Origin of the sequence: Clostridium sp. N3C (assembly GCF_900095445.1) — a bacterium.
Taxonomy (GTDB): Bacteria; Bacillota; Clostridia; order Clostridiales; family Clostridiaceae; genus Clostridium_AU.
Window position 1 is genome coordinate 34,237 of sequence record NZ_FMJL01000003.1, and the last position, 19,180, is coordinate 53,416.

The following is a 19,180-nucleotide window of genomic DNA, read 5'->3' on the forward strand; positions in this document are numbered from 1 at the left end:
TTGTTTACTTTAAAAATTTTAAAAATTCTTGTAAATGAGCTTCATTATAATTTATCTTACCAATATAGCCATGTTTTACATCTCCAGCATCGCCCCCGTGATAATCTGAACCAGCAGTGACTAATTTTTTATTATTAAGGGCTAAATTAATATAACGGTTTGTATCATATTCAGAGTTTAATGGATAAATGGCTTCAATTCCATGAAAGTCCAGTTTTATTAGCTCTTCACAAGGAGTTTTCTTTACTAGTACAGGATGAGCTAAAACTACTATAGCATTAACACTTTTTAGTAGTTTAATACCATCCTCTGTAGATAGTTTTTTATTAGGTACATAGGCTGGACTGTTGCTGCTTAATATTTTGTCAAAGATATATTCCCAAGAGTAATTGTAGCCAGCTTCTATTATTGCCCGGGCAATATGTGGTCTTGCTATAACTCCCTTTGCTTCTTTAAGAAGACTTCCGTAATCTAAGCTAATATCAAAATATTCCTTTAATCTTCTTATAATTTCTTTGCCACGATATATGCGGTGGGCTTTCATATCCTGTAGGTATTTTTGAAATCCTTCTTTCTTGTAATTATTATCTCTAAAGTAACCAAGTATATGAACTGTTTCACCATTATGTTGAGTGGATAGTTCTATACCGGGGATAACCTTAATAGATAAAGTTTCTGCCGCTAGCAAAGCATCATCTATACCTTCAGTGGTATCATGATCAGTAATAGCAATTATATTTAATCCTTCTTTATAAGCAAGATTAACCAATTCTGAAGGTGATAATTTCCCATCAGAAGCGGTAGTATGTAGATGTAAATCAGCTTTTATATTCATATTATTTCCTCCTATGTCTTTTAGATTACATTCATCAATGGTAAGAGAAGATACTTACTTCTCCTAAATAAGGGCTGATGTTAAAGGTTAAGAGATTATTCTTCGAATATATATTTACAAAAGTAGTATAAATTATATAGTGGTTTCATATCTGTCATATCTATATAATCCATAGGGTAATTACCATCCCAAGGATGAACACTTATATATTTTTCATTATACACATTTATTACATACTTTTCATTACCACTAGATATATAAAATTTAAATTCTGGTTTTTTTGGAAGTTTAGGAGAAGAAGCTAAGAAGTTTTTTGTTTTTATGAGATTGAAAAAATTAATCAAGGATTTTATATCCTCATCCTTTAGATTCCTTTCTTTATTAAGGTTTGTTTCAAGAGTTAATACATTAGAAATACCATTGATTTTAATTTCTTTTACTAACATATCGGTGTAGTAATATGTATTAGGCTTTTGACGGTTTAAAGTATACTTTAGTCGATCCTTAGAACAGCCAATAGAAATTGCAAAGATGGAGATCAGTAGTAAAATAGTTGCAAGTTTTTTCATAATACCACCTTTTCATTATTTTTTACATTAACATATGTAATAGACATGAAAATTATTACAGCATATTTGCATAGGATAATTTAACCTTGTAAGCACTCTTTGAATAGTATGAAATATGTACAAAAGCATTTATAAAATGAAGAGGTGATTTTAATTATGAAATTTGGAATAGATATTGGACACAATGTAAGCGGTGATACTGGAGCTTCTGGTATAAGGCGAGAAGATGAGCTTAATAAAGAAGTAGGTACTAGAGTAATTGATAAACTAAGAATTTTAGGACATACAGTAATATTGTGTACACCTAGCTCTGCTACTAGTGTAGCTAATTCTTTGTATCAAAGAGTGAAAAAGGCCAATGATAATAAGGTTGATGTCTTTGCGTCTATACATTTTAATGCTGGTGGAGGTCGAGGAAGCGAGGTATTTGCTACATCTGAAGCAGGGAAAGCAATAGCTAAAAAGGTGTTAAATGAAATTGTAGCATTAGGCTTTGTTAATAGAGGAGTAAAAGAGGGGAACTGGCTTTATGTTATTAGAAATACTGTGGCTCCAGCTATACTCATAGAATGTGCCTTTGTAGACTCTAAGGAAGATATGAGTAGATATAATGCTGATGCTATGGCTAGTGCTATAGTTACAGGTTTAACCGGTCAAAAAATTATTAATGATGGAGCAAAAAATAACAGTCAGGATAAAAGTGATAACCAGAAAAAAGGTTCCAGTGATATCTTAAAACTACAGCAAGTATTAAATAGATTGAAGATAAGTGATCATGAAGGAAAAGTTCTTCAAGAGGATGGTATATATGGAATAAGGACTACTGAAGCGGTAAAAAGATTTCAGCGAATTATGGCTATAACTGTAGACGGAATTGCTGGAACTCAGACTTGGAATAGATTAAATACAATTCTTGGTAAGCCATTACTCAAGCAAGGTAATGCTAATGCTGTTGCTACCAGATATGTACAATGGAGACTGTCTGTAGGAGTTGATGGAATATTTGGGCCAATAACTAAAAATGTTGTGATGAACTTTCAAAAAAATAGGGGTATTCTAGTAGATGGTATAGTAGGTCCTAATACTTGGAAACAACTAATAGGTTAATTTTATTCTTGATAAATTAAGTAATTTCCAATGCTGTCAGTATTTTTATTTAACTGGCGGCATTGTTTTGTTTTATTATGAATAATTTTCATAAAAATTAGCAAGACTAAAAAAAGTATGATATTTATAGTCAGGAGGTTAACTTGTGGTTGTTGGAATACCTAAGGGATTACTTTATTGGAAATATGGTTTCGGTATAGAAGCTTTTCTAAAGGAATTAGGGATTGAATACATAATTTCTCCAGAGACAAATCGGGAGATATTGGATAGAGGGGTTAATGCTTGTGTGGATGATGCATGTTTACCGGTGAAAATATTTCATGGTCATGTTCACTGGTTAAAGGATAAATGTGATCTTATAATTACGCCAAGAATTATGAAGGTGGCCCCTAGGGAGTTTATTTGTCCTAAATTCTGTGGCTTGATAGAAATGCTAAAAAATAGCATAGAAGGTTTGCCTGCAATAACAGAAACTCCAGCTAATATGGAAAGTAGAGAAGAGATTCTTCGATGGTTAATGTCAGTGGGAAAGATGTTAAATTTCAGTAGAAGAGAAATAATAAATGCTTATAAAAAGTCATTATATTTTTTTGAAAATGAATGTATAGGCTTCAATGACTTAAACTATCCACTTAAGGTAGCATTGATAGGACATCCTTACAATATATACGATAATTATGTCAATATGAATTTAAAAAGCAAACTTAATAAATTGAATGTAGGAGTAATTACAGAAGAAAATTTGCAAAGAGAAGAAATAGAAGAAAAGATAAAAAGACTTTATAAAAAGCCTTTCTGGAATTTTGCAAAAAACTCTTATGGTGCTGCTATATCATTTTATGAAAAAGGGTCAGTGGATGGTATTATTTATATTTCATCCTTTGCTTGTGGAATAGATTCTATCGTAATAGAACTAATAAAAGGAGAAATAAAAGATTTTCCTTTTATGGTACTTAAAATAGATGAGCATACAGGGGATGCAGGTATGGATACTAGGATAGAGGCTTTTTGTGATATGTTGGAAAGGAGGGTGTCTCTTGAAAGTAAGTGTTCCGAATTTGGGGAATACAGCCTTAGCTGCAAAGGCATTATTTAGTGGTCTAAAAATTGATTATGTTTTTCCAGAGGAAACGAGTAAAAGAACTTTAGAAATAGGGTGTAAGTACTCTCCTGAGGAAATATGTTTACCTTTTAAAATAATGATAGGAAACTATGTAGAAGCAATGGAAAAAGGAGCGGACACTTTCGTTATAACAGGAAGCTGTGGACCATGTAGATATGGCGAGTACTGTGAACTTCAAATTAATATTTTGAAAAAGCTTAATCCAAAGGCAAATCTAATAGTTATTGATTCTCCAAGAGATATTGGAAAGGAAGAACTACTTAAGAGAATAAGGCTTATTTCAGATAACAGCCCCTTAAGCAAAAGTGAAAAAATTAAAGCTTTGTTTAATGCGGTTAAGATAATAAATTCTATAGATGAACTGGAAAAAAGCTTAAGATTTAAGGCAGGATATGAGATAAATAGGGGAGAATGTAAAAAAACACTATACAATTTAAAAAATAGCCTTAAAGAAGCTGAAAATACCAAAGAAATGCTATCTTTAATAAAATGCTATAAGAAAGTATCAAATGACATACTTATAGATAAGAGTAGGCAACCTATAAAGGTAGCTATAATAGGTGAGATTTATACTATAATAGAACCTTTTTCAAATTTATTTATAGAAGATAAACTGATGGATCTTGGGGTAAGCACCATTAGGACTTTGTATCCTAGTTGGTGGGTAAAAAATCTCTTAATGTCACCGATGAAACTTCAGTCTTTAGATATAAGGAGAGCCTCTAGAGAATATTTACCTCATTATATTGGAGGTCATGGCAGGGAATGTATAGGTGAAGCAGTATTATCCCAAAGGCATGGCTGTGATGGAGCTATTCAAATATTCCCTTTTGGATGTATGCCAGAAATTGTATCTAAATCTATATTGCCTAGCATATCTAAAGATAAGAATTTTCCTATAATGACTCTTGTGGTAGATGAACTTACTGGAGAAGCAGGCTACATAACACGTATAGAAGCTTTTATTGATTTGTTAGAGAGGAGAAATAGAAGATGTATTATTTAGGAGTAGATGTAGGATCTGTAAGCACAGACTTAGTTATTTTAGATAAAGATTTGAAGGTAATTGATAAACTGTATTTAAGAACTATGGGAAGACCTATAAAGGCTATTCAGGAAGGATTTAAAATACTGAAGGATAAGTATAAGGATGAGGAAATTGCGGCGGTTGGTACTACAGGCAGTGGTAGGGTTATTGCTTCTTATATAGTTGGAGGAGATGCTGTGAAAAATGAAATTACCGCTCATTCTGTAGCGGCTCTTGCCTTAGATCCTTCTGTAAAAACAATTATAGAAATAGGTGGTCAAGATTCAAAAATAATTATATTAAAGGATGGTATAGTAACAGACTTTGCTATGAATACCGTTTGTGCAGCGGGGACTGGTTCCTTTTTAGACAGACAAGCAGAGAGATTAGGAATACCTATTGAGGAGTTTGGTGAATATGCTCTAAGAGGAAAAAACTCTTTAAGAATAGCAGGTCGGTGTGCTGTTTTTGCTGAATCAGATATGATACATAAACAGCAGTTAGGATATGATGAATGTGATATAATTAAGGGACTTTGCGATGCACTAGTTAGAAATTATTTAAGCAATGTAGGAAAGGGAAAGCAAATAGAAAGTAAAATTTTCTTTCAAGGAGGAGTTGCAGCTAATAAAGGAATGAAGAAGGCTTTTGAAGAAGCTCTTAATAGTGAAGTTATTGTACCTGAAAATTATAATGTGATGGGTGCCATTGGAGCAGCTATATTAGCTAAGGAAGCTGTGGAGAAAAAAGGTCGTACTGATTTTAAAGGCTTTGATATTTATGAAAGAGAATTTAAATCTAGAAGTTTTGAATGTAATGGCTGTAGTAATAGGTGTGAAGTTGTAGCTATATATGATGGAGATAAAAATGTAGGATCTTCAGGAGATCGATGTGGAAAGTGGAGTAATAAGCTAGCAGTATAATGTTCTTAATATATAATTTTAAACCCCTGTTTGCTTTTAATGAACAGGGGTTGTTTTGATATTTTTTAAAAATAAGGATTTTTTAAATTTAGCACTTTACTAAAGTAAAGTTTTAAAGTATAATATTATTATCGAAATGAAATAAAAAGATTAATTTACGATAATTTAAGGGGGATATATATTATGAAAAAGAAAATAACTGCTATTTTATTAACAGCTGTTCTTTCTTTAGGAATTTTATCAGGATGTGGGAAGAAGAGCGATGGTGTAGATGATTCTTGGACTAAGGTTCAAGAAAAGAAGGAGTTCGTATTAGGATTAGACGCTAGTTTCCCTCCTATGGGATTTACAGACGATAAGGGAGACATTGTAGGTTTTGATATTGATTTAGCAAGAGAAGCTTGTAAAAGATTAGGTATAGAACTAAAGGTACAGCCTATTAACTGGGATGCAAAGGAGCAAGAATTGAATACCGGAAATATAGACGCTATCTGGAATGGCTTTACTATAAATGAAGATAGAAAGAAGCAGGTTTTATTTAGTGAACCTTACATGAAAAATAGACAAGTTATAGTTGTCAATAGTAATTCTAATATAAATGATATGGGGGATTTAGCAGGTAAGACCTTAGCATTACAATCCGCTTCAAGTGCAGCAGATGCCTTAGATAAATATCAGGAGTTTAAAGATTCTTTAAAGGAAGTTGTAGAATTTAAAGACAACATGACTGCTCTAATGGATTTAGAAAAAGGTGGCGTAGATTCAGTTCTTATGGATGAAGTTGTGGCTAAATACTATATTGAAAAGAAGGATAAGAGCTACAAGATTATTGATGAAGGTTTAGGAGCTGAAGAATATGGTATAGGTTTCAGAAAAGGCGATAAAGCCTTGATGGAAAAGTTTCAAGAAATCCTAAAAGAAATGGCTAAGGATGGAAAAATTGCTGAAATATCTAAAGAGTGGTTTGGAGAGGATATTACAACTATAGGTAAATAAACTATGCCGGTATTATACCGGCTTTATAATGTGATAATAACGAAGGGGAATGATTATGTTAAGTTACGGTAGTTGGCCGGATTTTGCATCACTATTAGAACAATTATTAAAGGGAACAGGTACAACTTTAGAGGTTTTTGCATTAACTTTATTATTTTCTATACCTCTAGGCTTATTAGTAGCCTTTGCTAGAATGTCTTCCAATCCAGTTTTAAGATTGCCTACACAATTTTATATTTTAGTTATGAGAGGAACTCCGTTGATGTTGCAAATTATGTTTGTATACTTTGCGCCATCATATATCTTTGAAGACATAAATATTGATAGATTTTCTGCTGCCATTTTTGCTTTTACCTTAAATTATGCAGCCTATTTTGCAGAAATCTACAGAGGTGGAATAAGTTCTATAGAAAAGGATCAATATGAAGCAGCGTCGGTATTAGGCTATACTAAGGTACAAACCTTTTTTAGAATAATTCTTCCGCAAGTGATTAAGCGAATATTACCTGCTAGTAGCAATGAAGTGATAACTTTGGTAAAGGATACAGTTTTAGTTCAAGTTATTGGTGTTTCGGAGCTTTTTAAAGTTGCTCAAAATTCAGCTAGTAGACATTTTTCAACAGTACCTCTTATAGTTGCTGGCCTTTTTTACCTTATAATGAACGGTGCTGTTACAAAAGTATTCCATTTTATAGAGTGTAAATTAGATTATTATAGATAGGAGATGAGAAAGCATGGAAATGTTAGCAGTAGAAAATATATATAAGAGTTTTGGCAGTAGACAAATATTAAAGGGAATTTCCTTTAATATTAATAAAGGTGAAGTAATATCTGTAATAGGACCTTCAGGCTCTGGTAAAAGTACAATGTTAAGATGCTTAAATCTCCTAGAAACTATAGATAAGGGGAAAATCACATTAGAAAAGGAATCTTTAGTTTATGCTGATGATAATGGAAAACTATTTTACCCTAATAACAAAGAATTAAGGAAAATGCGATTAAAGTTAGGAATGGTTTTTCAAAATTTTGTGCTATTTCCTCACTATTCTGTGTTGAAAAATATAATAGATGCTCCGGTTCATGTAGCAGGAATGAATAAGGCAGAGGCTAAGGATCTTGCCATTAAACTTTTAGAAAAGGTAGGATTAGCAGATAAGGCAGAGGCTTATCCTTATCAATTGTCTGGAGGTCAGAAACAAAGAGTAGCTATAGCTAGAGCTTTAGCTATGAAACCAGACATATTGCTTTTTGATGAACCTACTTCCGCCTTAGATCCAGAGCTTACCGGTGAAGTATTAAAGGTTATGAAAGAGTTGGCTGCAGAAGATATGACCATGATTGTAGTTACTCATGAAATGAATTTTGCTAGAGAAGTTTCAGATAGAGTTATTTTTATGGATCAAGGCCTTATTATAGAAGAGGGGACACCGGATGAGATTTTTCACAATCCCAAAAATGAAAGAACGAAAGCTTTCTTAAATAACTATATGCTGGCAAAGAAAGAATAGAATACTTCTAAAGTAGAAAGTCTAATTAATTAAAAATTAGATTATCTACTTAGAAGTATTTTTTGTTGTCAATGAATTGTCAAACTTATGAAAAAATTTACCGGCGAAAGAAGGATTTTTCAGAATATTTGTAGAATAATATTTAAAAAAATTAAATTTTAAATTATATTTTAGATTACTTCTCAATTCTAAATACTGAGAAAGGAGGCTTTTATGGATACACTGGATTTAAGTGGAATTAAAGAAGGTGATGTATTAAGTTTATTAAATGAAGATAAAAATTTATTTTCTGGAACTTTAGTAAAGGTTCACAAGGGATGTTTAGCTGTTGCTGTTTCTGTAAAACAAAAGAATTATACACAATTAAATGAAAAGGATTACTTTGAATTTTTTTGTGCATCAAAAAATAAAGCAGTTAGATGTTCTTCTGTTGTTTTAGGAAGTTCCTTTAATAATGATGTCCAGATTCTTTTAATAAGTAATCCTAAGGTAATTACTGCTATTGAAAGAAGGCAGTTTAAAAGACTACAAACAGTAATAGATATAGATTATTATTTTTTACCTGAAAATAAAAATTATGAACGAATATCTGAAGTAGAGCCACTATGGTTAAAAAAGATGAAAAGGTCCTTTACTGTAGATATTAGTGCCGGAGGAGTTTCGCTTATTACATATGAAAATGATTCAGAGAAAAAGCAAGCGATAATTTCTTTTAGAATGAATGAAGAAGAAATTGTGGCTTTATGTAATGTATCTAGAATAGAAGATGCTGTTAATAATAAGAAAACAGTATTGGAATTTATAGATATAAAAAGAGAACATGTTGAACTAATAGATGCATATGTGATTGATAAACTTAAAAACGTAGTATAATTTATAGTATTATGTTGAGCTTATTAGAATAGATTTATTACAACTAATAATATAATAATATATAGCAATGTAAGAGGATCTTTATGATAATATTGTTAGATTTTAGCATACCTAGGAAGTTATCCTATAATATGCTCAATGATTTCATATTTCATTTGAAAATGAAAAAACATATAATAAGCAAATATAAAAAAGCTACTGTTATAGCTATTGCTTCTTCCATTATAAAAAATAGTTCTCTATATATTGCAGATTCTTCAGTATTAATAAATCAATTTAACATATATGATATGGGGAGTTACATTGAATTATATGGTATTCCAACTTGTTATTATAAGATTGAACTATCTAAGATAAAAGAAGATATATATCAATCTATATTGCTTATAAAATCCACGTTGACTAGCAATATAAAGGTCTTATATAGTACTAGTTCTTTGCAAAATTAATATATTTCTAAATTTATAAAGGGAGCAGGAGAAAATACTTCTTGCTTCTATTTATTTGCAAATAAAAATAACTCTTAGGTAAACCTAAGAGTTATCTAAATGCCGAAGGCGGGAGTCGAACCCGCACGGTATTGCTACCACTGGATTTTGAGTCCAGCGCGTCTGCCAGTTCCACCACTTCGGCGGGACAATAGTAATATTACCACGTAGTTTTTAATATGTCAATATTTATTTTTAAAAATAATTTATTTGAAAGTAATATTTCAGTAGATAGCTTAATAAAAACTGGATAGAACTTGTAGTAACTTTATCTCTTGTAGCAAAAAAATGATTTTTGTAATAAAAAGATTGTTAGTTCCGAGTATATTTGCTAAAATATATGTGGTCAGTTGTTAAAAATTTCACCCTATGTGATTAAAAATTGCCGGTAGGCGACAAACTGCACTTGCTTAAATACCATAAATAAGGAAGGAGATAATTTTATGATTTATTCACATGAAGTTGAGAACATGGTATGTGTAGCTAAGGGACCAAACCATGGACCAGCACCAATTCCTCAAGAAGGAAAATGGGTACAAGCTAAAGAAATAAAAGATATATCAGGTTTAACACATGGTGTGGGCTGGTGTGCTCCACAACAGGGTGCTTGTAAGCTTACACTAAACGTTAAGGATGGAATAATTGAAGAGGCTCTAGTTGAAACTATTGGATGTTCAGGTATGACTCATTCAGCAGCTATGGCATCAGAAATTCTTCCTGGAAAGACATTATTAGAAGCACTAAACACAGACTTAGTTTGTGATGCTATAAATACAGCTATGAGAGAGTTATTCTTACAGATAGTTTATGGAAGAACTCAAAGTGCTTTCTCAGAAGGTGGACTACCAGTAGGAGCAGCTCTAGAAGACTTAGGAAAAGGACTTAGAAGCCAAGTTGGTACTATGTACGGAACTAAGGTTAAGGGAACTAGATATTTAGAAATGGCTGAAGGGTATGTTACTAAACTAGCTTTAGATGAAAATGATCAAGTTATTGGTTATGAGTTCATTTCCCTTGGAAAAATGATGGACGCTGTTAAAAAGGGCGTTGATGCTAACGAAGCAATGAAGGCAGCAACAGGTACTTATGGTAGATTTGCTGAAGCTGCTAAGTACATTGATCCAAGACAAGAATAAGAGAAGGAGGAAGAATATAAATGCCATTATTTGAAAGTTATGATAGAAGAATTAATCAAATTAACGCTGCATTAAACAAATACGGTATAAATTCCATTGAGGAAGCTAAGGCTATTTGTGATGAAGCAGGTATAGATGTTTATAATATGGTTAAAGGAATTCAGCCAATCGCTTTTGAAAATGCATGTTGGGCTTACATTGTAGGTGCTGCTATTGCAATTAAGAAGGGCTGCAAAAAGGCTGCGGAAGCTGCAGAAGCAATAGGAGAAGGCTTACAGTCTTTCTGTATACCAGGATCTGTTGCAGATGACAGAAAGGTTGGTCTTGGACACGGAAATCTAGCAGCAATGCTTTTAAGAGAAGAAACCAAGTGCTTTGCATTCCTTGCAGGACATGAATCCTTTGCTGCAGCTGAAGGTGCTATTGGTATAGCTAAATCAGCTAACAGAGTAAGAAAGGAACCTTTAAGAGTTATACTTAACGGTCTTGGAAAAGACGCTGCAATGATAATTTCAAGAATCAATGGATTTACATATGTTCAAACTAAGTTTGATTATTTTACAGGAAAGCTTGAAATTGTTAATGAAACTGCTTACTCCAATGGAGAAAGAGCTAAGGTTAGATGCTATGGAGCAGACGATGTTAGAGAAGGTGTTGCTATAATGCACAAGGAAGGTGTTGACGTTTCTATAACAGGAAACTCCACTAACCCAACAAGATTCCAGCATCCAGTAGCAGGTACATATAAGAAGGAATGTATCGAACTAGGTAAGAAGTACTTCTCAGTTGCTTCCGGTGGTGGTACAGGAAGAACACTTCACCCAGATAACATGGCTGCAGGTCCAGCTTCCTACGGTATGACAGATACTATGGGAAGAATGCACTCTGATGCACAGTTTGCAGGATCTTCATCCGTTCCAGCTCACGTTGAAATGATGGGTCTTATCGGAATGGGTAACAACCCAATGGTTGGAGCAACTGTTGCTGTAGCTGTTGCTATTGAAGAGGCTTTAAATAAGTAATAAAAATACAAATAAAATTTTGTAAAACTCATTAAATTTAAGAGGAAAAGAAGTAAATCAAAAGCCCCGTATTTAGTAAATGACTTTATACGGGGCTTTTTGATTTGTAAGTTATGTGAAATATTAATACTTGTTATATGTAATGATATGTATTTGTAATTAAAACATGAAATTATATACTATTATTAATTGTTAAGTAAAAAATTACTATGAAAGTTTATTTAAATTGAAGACTTTTATGAAATGTTGTTAAATAATCTTTCTGCATTAAGTAAAAACAATGAAGATTATTCAAGAAGAATAATAGGACACATAATAGGAACATTTACAAGTAATATCAGAAAAACTCTTAAGTCTTATAGAGCATCAAATGAACTTGCCTTTATTGATGATGTATCAGGCATTCAAAATTATGGTGCTGGAAGATTATTTCTTTCTGGATTTCTAGGGGGATATTCAAAGGAGAAAAGAGGCTTTGAGGTATTGTTTATAGATGATGATAACCTAAAAAGATATAATAATATTTAGTGGTTTTCAAAGACATTGATAAGAAAGATTCAATAAAGTTGGCTGAAAAAGTAAGGAAAGCTGTAGAGAAAGAAACTAAAAATTGCTTGTATCCTACAACCATATCAGTCGGGGTGGCTCACTTTCCGAGTGATGATAATTACATGGAAGCAATGGAAAAACTCTATATCAAAGGTATGTAACTTTTTTATGTGTACCACTGAAAGATAGTTTTGAAAAAGTAGGTAGTGAAACTGTAAGTCATAGAAAAATTTTAGAATTAGTATGGATTTCAGTAACTGATGAAAATGAATGGAATGAATATTTATTAAAAGAGCAGTTCTATCCTTCTATGAGAAAGATTAAAAATAGGTTAATGTTAAATGGAAAGTGAAAGGTCGATGGTTACACTAACGACCTTTTTTACTTTTACTAATGTCGAAATGAAAGTAGTATTCAGGCATATTTGTGGTAGACTAAAAAACTAATAAAGGTTACAATAATAACATAGAGTAAATAATTTTCCTATATTAGGAAATAATATTACCAAAGACTTGTCGGAGGAATGATTATGGAAAAGTTGTTAATCTTAGATGGGCACAGTTTAATGAATAGAGCTTTTTATGCATTACCACCTCTTACAAATTCAGAGGGTTTACATACAAATGCTATTTATGGATTTACAAATATGTTATTAAAAATTAAAGAGGAAATAGGGCCAGATTATATCGTTGCTACTTTTGATAGAAAGGCTCCAACCTTTAGACATAAGGAGTACACAGAATATAAGGCTGGAAGAAAAAAGATGCCTCAAGAGCTTCATGAGCAGTTTGAACCTCTCAAGGAACTTTTAAAAATGATGAGTATTAATATTTTTGAGATAGATGGTTTTGAAGCAGATGACCTTATAGGAACCCTTTCAAAATTTGCAGAGGATAAAGGCATGGAGGTTTATATATTAACAGGGGATAGAGATGCTCTTCAATTAGCCAGTGATAATACTAAAGTTATTATTACTAAAAAGGGTATAACAGAAAAAGAAATTTATGATAAAAATAAGATGATAGAAGTATATGGAGTTACACCAAGCCAGTTTATAGATGTAAAGGGCTTAATGGGTGATGCTTCAGATAATATACCCGGTGTTCCTGGAATTGGTGAAAAGACTGCTTACAAGTTAATTCAGGAATATGGAAGCATAGAAAATTTGCTAGACAATATAGAGAATATTACTAGAAAAAAATTAAAAGAAACCTTAATAGAAAATAGGGAAAGTGCGATTTTTAGTAAAAAACTTGCTACCATTATAAGAGATGTTCCTATAGAAATTGATTTGGATGATATTAAGTCTAAGAATAGCTTTGATTTAGAAGGAATTAGAAAGTTCTTCTTTAAAATGCAATTTAAGTCCTTGCTGGATAAATTTCCTGCTGAAAATTCAGATGCTGAAAGTAGTCTTGAAGATGATTTAGAGTGTAACTATGAAATTATCAGTGAGATAGAAGAGCTTAAAAAGCTTACGGAAAAGTTAGATGGTTATAAAGGAATCTTATACATAACACCCTATATAGAAAATGAAACTGTTTATGGCAAGCTTCAAATGAATTACTTTATCTTAACTACAGATGAAAAGGAAAACTATGTTGTTGAAGTAAAGAAGCTTATTGAGTCTAATAGGGAAGAAATGGTGGGTTTATTATCTAGAATTTTTTCAGAGTCTTCATTAAAAAAAGTAGGTTATGACATGAAAAACTCTTATACTGCTTTGAAAAAGCTAGGAGTTGAAGTGGAAGGATTAGATTTTGATATAAAGCTGGCGGCTTATATTATAGATTCATCAAAAGGGGATTATCCTTTAATAGATTTAATTAGAGAGTATATAGGTAAGGATGTAAAGGGTGCAGGATTAGAATATGAAGTAAAACAAAATATGTACCTATCAGAGCTTTATAGTAAGATGGCAGAAAAAATAAAGGAATTTGAAATGGAAAAGCTCTATTATGATATTGAGCTTCCTTTATCAAGGGTGTTAGCTAGTATGGAGGCTAATGGTTTTAAGGTAAGCTATGATATGCTAGAAGAACTTTCTGTAAAGTTTAAATCAGAAATAGAAAGTACACAAAAGAAAATATATGAGTTAGCGGATGAGGAATTTAATATAAATTCTCCTAAACAGCTTGGGAAAATTTTATTTGAAAAATTAGATTTGCCTGTAATAAAAAAGACAAAAACTGGATATTCCACCAATGCTGAAGTTTTAGAGGAGCTTTCTGACAAACATCCAATAGTGGAGAAGATTCTATACTACAGGCAGATAGCAAAAATATATTCTACTTATGTGGAAGGTTTAAAAAATGTTTTAGAAGAGGATGGAAGAATACATTCAAACTTCAACCAGACAGTGACTACCACAGGAAGACTTTCTAGTACGGAACCTAATCTGCAAAATATACCTATAAAGTATGAAATGGGTAAAGAGATTAGGAAAGTTTTTCAACCTAATGATGAAAATTGTGTTATTCTTTCAGCGGATTACTCTCAAATTGAACTTAGAGTTCTTGCACATATGTGTCAAGATGAAAATCTAATTGCAGCCTTTTTAGGACATAAAGATTTCCATACAAAAACCGCATCATACGTGTTTAAGGTTCCGATAGATGAAGTAACATCATTAATGAGAAGCAGGGCTAAGGCTGTTAATTTTGGTATAGTTTATGGAATAAGTGATTTTAGCTTAGCGAAGGATTTGAAAATAAGCAAGAAAGAAGCAAAAAGTTATATGGATACCTATTTTGAAAGTTATCCAGGAGTAAAAAGATATATGAATTCTGTAATTGAAGAGGCTCAAAAGAAGGGGTATGTTACCACTATTCTTAACAGAAGAAGATATGTGCCGGAGGTTAATGCTACTAACAAGATTACTAAGGCACTAGGAGAAAGATTAGCCATGAATGCTCCTATACAAGGTAGCGCAGCGGATATAATTAAGCTTGCCATGGTTAATGTGTACAACAAGCTCAAGGAAGGAAACTACAAGTCTACTTTAATTCTTCAAGTTCATGACGAACTTATATTAAATGTATATAAGGATGAAGAAGAAGAAATAAAGGAACTGGTTAGAAAAGAAATGGAAGGTGTATTAAAATTATCGGTACCTTTGGAAGTTGATATAAGCGTTGGAGCTACTTGGTACGATGCAAAATAAGATCTTTCAATGAAATTTAAAGTGAAAGACCTAAGCTAGAAAGGGTGAATGAATTGATTAAAATAGGTCTTACCGGAGGAATTGCATCAGGAAAAAGCACAGTATCTAAGGCTTTTACCGAGCTTGGAATCAACGTTATCGATGCAGATGTAATAGCTAGAGAAGTGCTTATTTTATATCCTGAACTTCTTGAGAAAATAAGAAGTACTTTTGGAGATCATTTCTTTAAAGAAGACGGCAGTTTAGATAGAAAAGCTTTAGGTAACTACATTTTTAAATATAGCAGCGAAAGATTAAAGTTAGATAATATAATGCTGCCACCAATTAAAGAAGAAATTTTTAAAAGGATTGATGAACTTGAAAAGTCCGGCATAAAAATATGTATTGTAGATGCTGCAACTTTGATTGAGCAAGGGATACATAAGCAGATGGACATGAATATTTTAGTTTGGGTTGAAAAGAACACCCAAATTGAAAGATTAAGAAAAAGAGATAATATTAGTTTAGAACAGGCTATGAATAGAATTAATTCACAAATGAGCTTGGAAGAAAAAAAGAAGTACGTTGATTTTATCATAGATAATGATAAAGATTTAAAGTACATGAGGGAACAGGTAGAAGAAATTATGAATGTTATTAAAGTTTATATAAAGTAGTCTGACTGAGGTATAAAATGAAAAAAAGAAAAAGAAAAGTAAGTTCAAGTATATTTGTAATTTTAGTTTTGGCTGCTCTATTTGTAGCTGCAAGAAGGATGGCCTATATACTGTATCCATTAAAATATGAGGAGTATATAAAGAAATATGCTAATCAGTATAATATTGATCCATATGTAGTGGCGGCAATGATTAAAACAGAGAGTAATTTTAATGTAGAGGCGAATTCTCATAAAGATGCTAGAGGGCTTATGCAAATAACAGGTGAAACCGGTAAGTGGATAGCTAGTAAAATGAAAATTGAAAACTATGAAGAAAAAATGTTATATGATCCAGAAACAAATATAAAGATGGGGTGCTGGTATATAAATAACCTCAGAGAAGAGTTTGGTGATAACTTAGATTTAATACTAGCATCTTATAATGCTGGAAGAGGTAGAGTTAACAATTGGTTAGAGAATAAGCAGTATTCTCTTGATGGGAAGAAACTAGACTATATACCTTATGAAGAAACGAATAAGTATGTAAAAAAGATTGAAGCAAATTATAACATATATAAGTTTTTGTATAAGAATAAATTGAATATCTCATAGAATATTTGATGTAATTAAGTGATTATTAAATAAAAAAAGTTTACCGTTACTTAATGTAAAAATATATGGCTATCTTTTATTAAATGTTGATGGACTGAAAATACTTTTCCATCAACATTTTATTATCAAAACATATTTAGAAGTTTTAATTTGAAATTTTATTCATCAACACCTTTTTAACACAAAGGAATATATCATAATTTACCTATTGACGTTTAAAAAAAACCGTAGTAGAATGGTACTTGTTAGAGGGCAGTGTAATAAGTTGAAGAACTTTCACTGTAACTAAGAATATGCGAGAGTGGCGGAATCGGCAGACGCGCACGTTTGAGGGGCGTGTGGGAGACCGTACGGGTTCAAGTCCCGTCTCTCGCACCAAATTCTGAAATATACGTTAAGCTCTTATTTTGAACCTACATTAAAGAAACGGGAGTCCAATATCCTGATGTTGATATGTACCATCTTATGAGACTTTATTACGGCATTGAAGGCGATAGAGACATCTATGAGGACACCCACCTATCGAGAGATAGGTGTCAAAATTGGAGTACCGGTATTTTGGATATAACTAAGATTATTGGAGAGGGTAAAACCTCTCTTTTTGCTTTTTTGATAAAAGTATCGTATATGAAATCAAAAGGTTAATTGAAAAATAGATTTAAAAGAGCAGGAAAAATCATTATTTGCGTAGAAATATTATTTATAAAAGTGAGGTGATATTATAATGTTTGATATTGAATTGCTTATAGATGATATAAGATTGAGTAGTGTGGAAAAAGAAGATGTGCAAATAATAAAGGATTGGATGCAGGAAGAGATGAATTCGAAGAACAGTGAATTGTGGACAGATATATCGGAGCTTGATGATAGATTTTTGGAATATTATATGAGCGAAAATGAATTCTTTTTAAAAGTTATTAAGAATAACAAGCTTGTTGGTATACTTAAAGGTAGAGTAGAATTTAAAAAACCTAATGATGTTTTTATAGGGTGTTTTATATTAGATTGTAATCTTAGGGGAGAAGGCTTAGGTAGTAGAATTTTATTAGAAACAATTAAGTATTTTGAAAAGAATTTTGGTATATATAATTTTTATACTAGTATTATAGATGGAAGCAAGGAAGCTATTAAGTTCTGGACAAAAAACAGCTTTGTGTTGCATAGAATCTCGAGGAACTTTTTTAATATTAAGGGAAAAGAAAGAGATATGTTAATATTTAAGCGACTAGAAAAAAGTCAATGCTAATAATTTTAAAAAAAGCTTCAATGCCCGACAAAGGATGTCGGGTTTTTTGTGACATATGAATACCAGATATTTAATATTATGTATGGAGATGTATTTTTTAAAACAATAGGTTCAATTTATTTCTAAGATATTTTGAAATTGTTATTTTAAGAGATTAAGTGAGGTGATAAAATGAAATACACAAGATACGATTATAGAAGGAAAAAAGGAGATAAGATGTCTTTTGTAGTTATGTTATTAAGCATAGTTTTAGCAGCTGTACTTATTGGCACCCTACTATCTAATATGTTTCTAAAGAGTGGTAATAAGACAAATTCTCAAACTAGTGGAGGAGAAGCAAATACTCAACAGAAAAGGGATAAAACCAGTTCCAATAGTTATAATTTTATATTAGTCCAAGCTGGTTATTACGGAGTTGAAAATAATGCTAAGATGCAAAAGGAAAGTCTCAAGGCTGTGGGTGTACCCTTTATGGTGGAAGAAGAAGGAAAGTTCAGGGTATTTGTGGGTATATTTATGGAATCAGAATATGATAGTGTAAAGAATAAATTGGATCTGCAAAGTATACCAAATTCAAAGGTTACTTATGTGGTAGATACTAGTGAAAAGTTTAATAATTTTTTAGTGGAGATAATAAAGGGGCATTTGCAGATACTAAATGCATTAAGTCAAAGTAATGCTGCATCAGTGAAGACAGAGGAATATAAAAACTGGTTTGAAAAAGAAGCAGCAAAATTAGAAAAGAATGGTGAAAAAAATAATTTGATTGAAGAATATAAAGCTTATATTAACTCATTACCGGAAGAAATTGATAATAGTAAGGTAGAAGAAGGTTATTTATTTATATATAAAGTAATCTTGAAAATAGGGACAAAAAAAGCAAGTTAAGCGTTGCATTAAGCAGCGCTTTTTTAATAAAATTTTATTGTGAATTTTTTGTTTAACTGTACAAACATACTTGTTTATACTTTTATTAAATGATAAACTATAAAAGATGTAATATCAATGAGTAAACAAGTGAAATTTTTATGTCATAACCATAAAAAAGGTTGTTGACGACAAATTATAAATGCTTGATTATTCAATAGAGAGGGATGGATTTGAAAGGTTCAGGGAAATCTACGGCTTTTTTTATTTTTTTCGTATTATTGGGAGCTCTTACCGGTAGTCTTTTAGGTGAAATGTTAGCCAATATTAGCGCACTAAATTTTATGAATCACGTATATACTATTGGTACAGCTTCGCCGGTAACATTAAATTTAGGAGTTTTCGCTTTAAGCTTAGGAGTAAATTTAAAGTTAAATGTTATGTCTATAGTTGGTATAATTTTGGCAATAATACTATATAGAAAATACTAGGAAGTGAT

Annotated in this window: 22 protein-coding genes and 2 tRNA genes; 21 read left to right on the plus strand and 3 right to left on the minus strand. The window is 31.7% G+C overall.

Annotation, left to right across the window (positions count from 1 at the left end):
* Positions 1–4: 4 nt before the first annotated feature.
* A complete protein-coding gene (locus N3C_RS01830) occupies positions 5–835 on the minus strand; it encodes a PHP domain-containing protein (protein WP_074364373.1) in 831 nt (276 codons plus the stop codon).
* 95 nt (positions 836–930) lie between these two features.
* Positions 931–1,404: a DUF4883 family protein gene (locus N3C_RS01835; RefSeq protein WP_074364374.1), complete on the minus strand. Its 474-nt coding sequence runs from the start codon at positions 1,402–1,404 to the stop codon at positions 931–933.
* Between the two features lie 156 nt (positions 1,405–1,560).
* On the opposite strand from N3C_RS01835, the gene N3C_RS01840 reads away from it, so the two are divergent.
* From N3C_RS01840 to N3C_RS01880, 9 genes are all read left to right on the plus strand, one after another.
* Complete coding sequence (locus tag N3C_RS01840; protein ID WP_074364375.1) at positions 1,561–2,511, plus strand: N-acetylmuramoyl-L-alanine amidase; 951 nt, start codon at positions 1,561–1,563, stop codon at positions 2,509–2,511.
* Positions 2,512–2,656: 145 nt separating this feature from the next.
* On the plus strand, positions 2,657–3,607 hold the full coding sequence (locus N3C_RS01845) for an acyl-CoA dehydratase activase-related protein (RefSeq protein WP_074364376.1): 951 nt from the start codon (positions 2,657–2,659) through the stop codon (positions 3,605–3,607).
* Positions 3,549–4,640 (plus strand): 2-hydroxyglutaryl-CoA dehydratase, encoded by a 1,092-nt coding sequence (locus N3C_RS01850; RefSeq protein WP_074364377.1) that lies wholly within the window; start codon positions 3,549–3,551, stop codon positions 4,638–4,640. The genes N3C_RS01845 and N3C_RS01850 overlap by 59 nt, the downstream gene beginning before the upstream one ends.
* Positions 4,628–5,584 carry an acyl-CoA dehydratase activase gene (locus N3C_RS01855; RefSeq protein ID WP_074364378.1) on the plus strand — a complete coding sequence of 319 codons (957 nt, stop codon included), beginning with the start codon at positions 4,628–4,630 and terminating at the stop codon, positions 5,582–5,584. Before N3C_RS01850 ends, N3C_RS01855 begins: the two co-directional genes overlap by 13 nt.
* A 183-nt stretch (positions 5,585–5,767) precedes the next feature.
* A complete protein-coding gene (locus N3C_RS01860; RefSeq protein ID WP_074364379.1) occupies positions 5,768–6,580 on the plus strand; it encodes an amino acid ABC transporter substrate-binding protein in 813 nt (270 codons plus the stop codon).
* Between the two features lie 55 nt (positions 6,581–6,635).
* Positions 6,636–7,301, plus strand: coding sequence for an amino acid ABC transporter permease (locus N3C_RS01865; protein WP_074364380.1), 666 nt, complete (start codon positions 6,636–6,638; stop codon positions 7,299–7,301).
* Positions 7,302–7,314: 13 nt separating this feature from the next.
* Positions 7,315–8,088 carry an ectoine/hydroxyectoine ABC transporter ATP-binding protein EhuA gene (ehuA, locus tag N3C_RS01870; protein ID WP_074364381.1) on the plus strand — a complete coding sequence of 258 codons (774 nt, stop codon included), beginning with the start codon at positions 7,315–7,317 and terminating at the stop codon, positions 8,086–8,088.
* 213 nt (positions 8,089–8,301) lie between these two features.
* On the plus strand, positions 8,302–8,961 hold the full coding sequence (locus N3C_RS01875; RefSeq protein ID WP_074364382.1) for a flagellar brake protein: 660 nt from the start codon (positions 8,302–8,304) through the stop codon (positions 8,959–8,961).
* 83 nt (positions 8,962–9,044) lie between these two features.
* Positions 9,045–9,410 carry a hypothetical protein gene (locus N3C_RS01880; protein ID WP_074364383.1) on the plus strand — a complete coding sequence of 122 codons (366 nt, stop codon included), beginning with the start codon at positions 9,045–9,047 and terminating at the stop codon, positions 9,408–9,410.
* A gap of 100 nt (positions 9,411–9,510) precedes the next feature.
* Here N3C_RS01880 and N3C_RS01885 read toward each other — a convergent pair.
* Positions 9,511–9,594 (minus strand) — tRNA-Leu (locus tag N3C_RS01885).
* 298 nt (positions 9,595–9,892) lie between these two features.
* Here N3C_RS01885 and N3C_RS01890 point away from each other — a divergent pair.
* The 12 genes from N3C_RS01890 to N3C_RS01945 all read left to right on the plus strand — a co-directional run bounded on the left by N3C_RS01890 (position 9,893) and on the right by N3C_RS01945 (position 19,172).
* The gene (locus N3C_RS01890) at positions 9,893–10,585 is read left to right on the plus strand and encodes an iron-sulfur cluster assembly scaffold protein (protein ID WP_074364384.1); all 693 of its coding nucleotides are present in this window, start codon (positions 9,893–9,895) and stop codon (positions 10,583–10,585) included.
* A gap of 20 nt (positions 10,586–10,605) precedes the next feature.
* Positions 10,606–11,607, plus strand: coding sequence for a GGGtGRT protein (locus N3C_RS01895; RefSeq protein WP_074364385.1), 1,002 nt, complete (start codon positions 10,606–10,608; stop codon positions 11,605–11,607).
* Positions 11,608–11,850: 243 nt separating this feature from the next.
* On the plus strand, positions 11,851–12,135 hold the full coding sequence (locus N3C_RS01900) for a hypothetical protein (protein WP_074364386.1): 285 nt from the start codon (positions 11,851–11,853) through the stop codon (positions 12,133–12,135).
* The gene (locus tag N3C_RS01905) at positions 12,135–12,317 is read left to right on the plus strand and encodes a nucleotidyl cyclase domain-containing protein (RefSeq protein ID WP_074364387.1); all 183 of its coding nucleotides are present in this window, start codon (positions 12,135–12,137) and stop codon (positions 12,315–12,317) included. The genes N3C_RS01900 and N3C_RS01905 overlap by 1 nt, the downstream gene beginning before the upstream one ends.
* Before the next feature lie 362 nt (positions 12,318–12,679).
* A complete protein-coding gene (gene polA, locus N3C_RS01910; protein WP_074364388.1) occupies positions 12,680–15,319 on the plus strand; it encodes a DNA polymerase I in 2,640 nt (879 codons plus the stop codon).
* 53 nt (positions 15,320–15,372) lie between these two features.
* Positions 15,373–15,975, plus strand: coding sequence for a dephospho-CoA kinase (coaE, locus tag N3C_RS01915; RefSeq protein ID WP_074364389.1), 603 nt, complete (start codon positions 15,373–15,375; stop codon positions 15,973–15,975).
* Between the two features lie 17 nt (positions 15,976–15,992).
* Entirely contained in the window at positions 15,993–16,568 is a 576-nt protein-coding gene (locus tag N3C_RS01920) for a lytic transglycosylase domain-containing protein (protein WP_074364390.1), read from the plus strand.
* A 295-nt stretch (positions 16,569–16,863) separates the two neighbouring features.
* A tRNA-Leu gene (locus tag N3C_RS01925) sits at positions 16,864–16,946 on the plus strand.
* An 87-nt stretch (positions 16,947–17,033) separates the two neighbouring features.
* The gene (locus N3C_RS15550; RefSeq protein WP_441294404.1) at positions 17,034–17,213 is read left to right on the plus strand and encodes a hypothetical protein; all 180 of its coding nucleotides are present in this window, start codon (positions 17,034–17,036) and stop codon (positions 17,211–17,213) included.
* 79 nt (positions 17,214–17,292) lie between these two features.
* The gene (locus N3C_RS01935) at positions 17,293–17,814 is read left to right on the plus strand and encodes a GNAT family N-acetyltransferase (protein WP_074364391.1); all 522 of its coding nucleotides are present in this window, start codon (positions 17,293–17,295) and stop codon (positions 17,812–17,814) included.
* Between the two features lie 171 nt (positions 17,815–17,985).
* Positions 17,986–18,702: a hypothetical protein gene (locus N3C_RS01940; RefSeq protein ID WP_074364392.1), complete on the plus strand. Its 717-nt coding sequence runs from the start codon at positions 17,986–17,988 to the stop codon at positions 18,700–18,702.
* Between the two features lie 206 nt (positions 18,703–18,908).
* Positions 18,909–19,172 (plus strand): DUF4321 domain-containing protein, encoded by a 264-nt coding sequence (locus N3C_RS01945; protein ID WP_143312572.1) that lies wholly within the window; start codon positions 18,909–18,911, stop codon positions 19,170–19,172.
* Positions 19,173–19,180 lie beyond the last annotated feature (8 nt).

Bases quoted from the DNA above. Each gene is read 5' to 3' on its own strand.
- N3C_RS15550 (WP_441294404.1), top strand. From the start codon at position 17,034: ATGAGACTTTATTACGGCATTGAAGGCGATAGAGACATCTATGAGGAC.
- N3C_RS01865 (WP_074364380.1), top strand. From the start codon at position 6,636: ATGTTAAGTTACGGTAGTTGGCCGGATTTTGCATCACTATTAGAACAA.
- polA (WP_074364388.1), top strand. From the start codon at position 12,680: ATGATTATGGAAAAGTTGTTAATCTTAGATGGGCACAGTTTAATGAAT.
- N3C_RS01895 (WP_074364385.1), top strand. From the start codon at position 10,606: ATGCCATTATTTGAAAGTTATGATAGAAGAATTAATCAAATTAACGCT.
- N3C_RS01945 (WP_143312572.1), top strand. From the start codon at position 18,909: ATGGATTTGAAAGGTTCAGGGAAATCTACGGCTTTTTTTATTTTTTTC.
- N3C_RS01840 (WP_074364375.1), top strand. From the start codon at position 1,561: ATGAAATTTGGAATAGATATTGGACACAATGTAAGCGGTGATACTGGA.
- N3C_RS01880 (WP_074364383.1), top strand. From the start codon at position 9,045: ATGATAATATTGTTAGATTTTAGCATACCTAGGAAGTTATCCTATAAT.
- N3C_RS01900 (WP_074364386.1), top strand. From the start codon at position 11,851: ATGTTGTTAAATAATCTTTCTGCATTAAGTAAAAACAATGAAGATTAT.
- N3C_RS01920 (WP_074364390.1), top strand. From the start codon at position 15,993: ATGAAAAAAAGAAAAAGAAAAGTAAGTTCAAGTATATTTGTAATTTTA.
- N3C_RS01835 (WP_074364374.1), bottom strand. From the start codon at position 1,404: ATGAAAAAACTTGCAACTATTTTACTACTGATCTCCATCTTTGCAATT.
- N3C_RS01830 (WP_074364373.1), bottom strand. From the start codon at position 835: ATGAATATAAAAGCTGATTTACATCTACATACTACCGCTTCTGATGGG.
- N3C_RS01860 (WP_074364379.1), top strand. From the start codon at position 5,768: ATGAAAAAGAAAATAACTGCTATTTTATTAACAGCTGTTCTTTCTTTA.
- N3C_RS01855 (WP_074364378.1), top strand. From the start codon at position 4,628: ATGTATTATTTAGGAGTAGATGTAGGATCTGTAAGCACAGACTTAGTT.
- N3C_RS01875 (WP_074364382.1), top strand. From the start codon at position 8,302: ATGGATACACTGGATTTAAGTGGAATTAAAGAAGGTGATGTATTAAGT.
- N3C_RS01940 (WP_074364392.1), top strand. From the start codon at position 17,986: ATGAAATACACAAGATACGATTATAGAAGGAAAAAAGGAGATAAGATG.
- N3C_RS01935 (WP_074364391.1), top strand. From the start codon at position 17,293: ATGTTTGATATTGAATTGCTTATAGATGATATAAGATTGAGTAGTGTG.
- ehuA (WP_074364381.1), top strand. From the start codon at position 7,315: ATGGAAATGTTAGCAGTAGAAAATATATATAAGAGTTTTGGCAGTAGA.
- N3C_RS01890 (WP_074364384.1), top strand. From the start codon at position 9,893: ATGATTTATTCACATGAAGTTGAGAACATGGTATGTGTAGCTAAGGGA.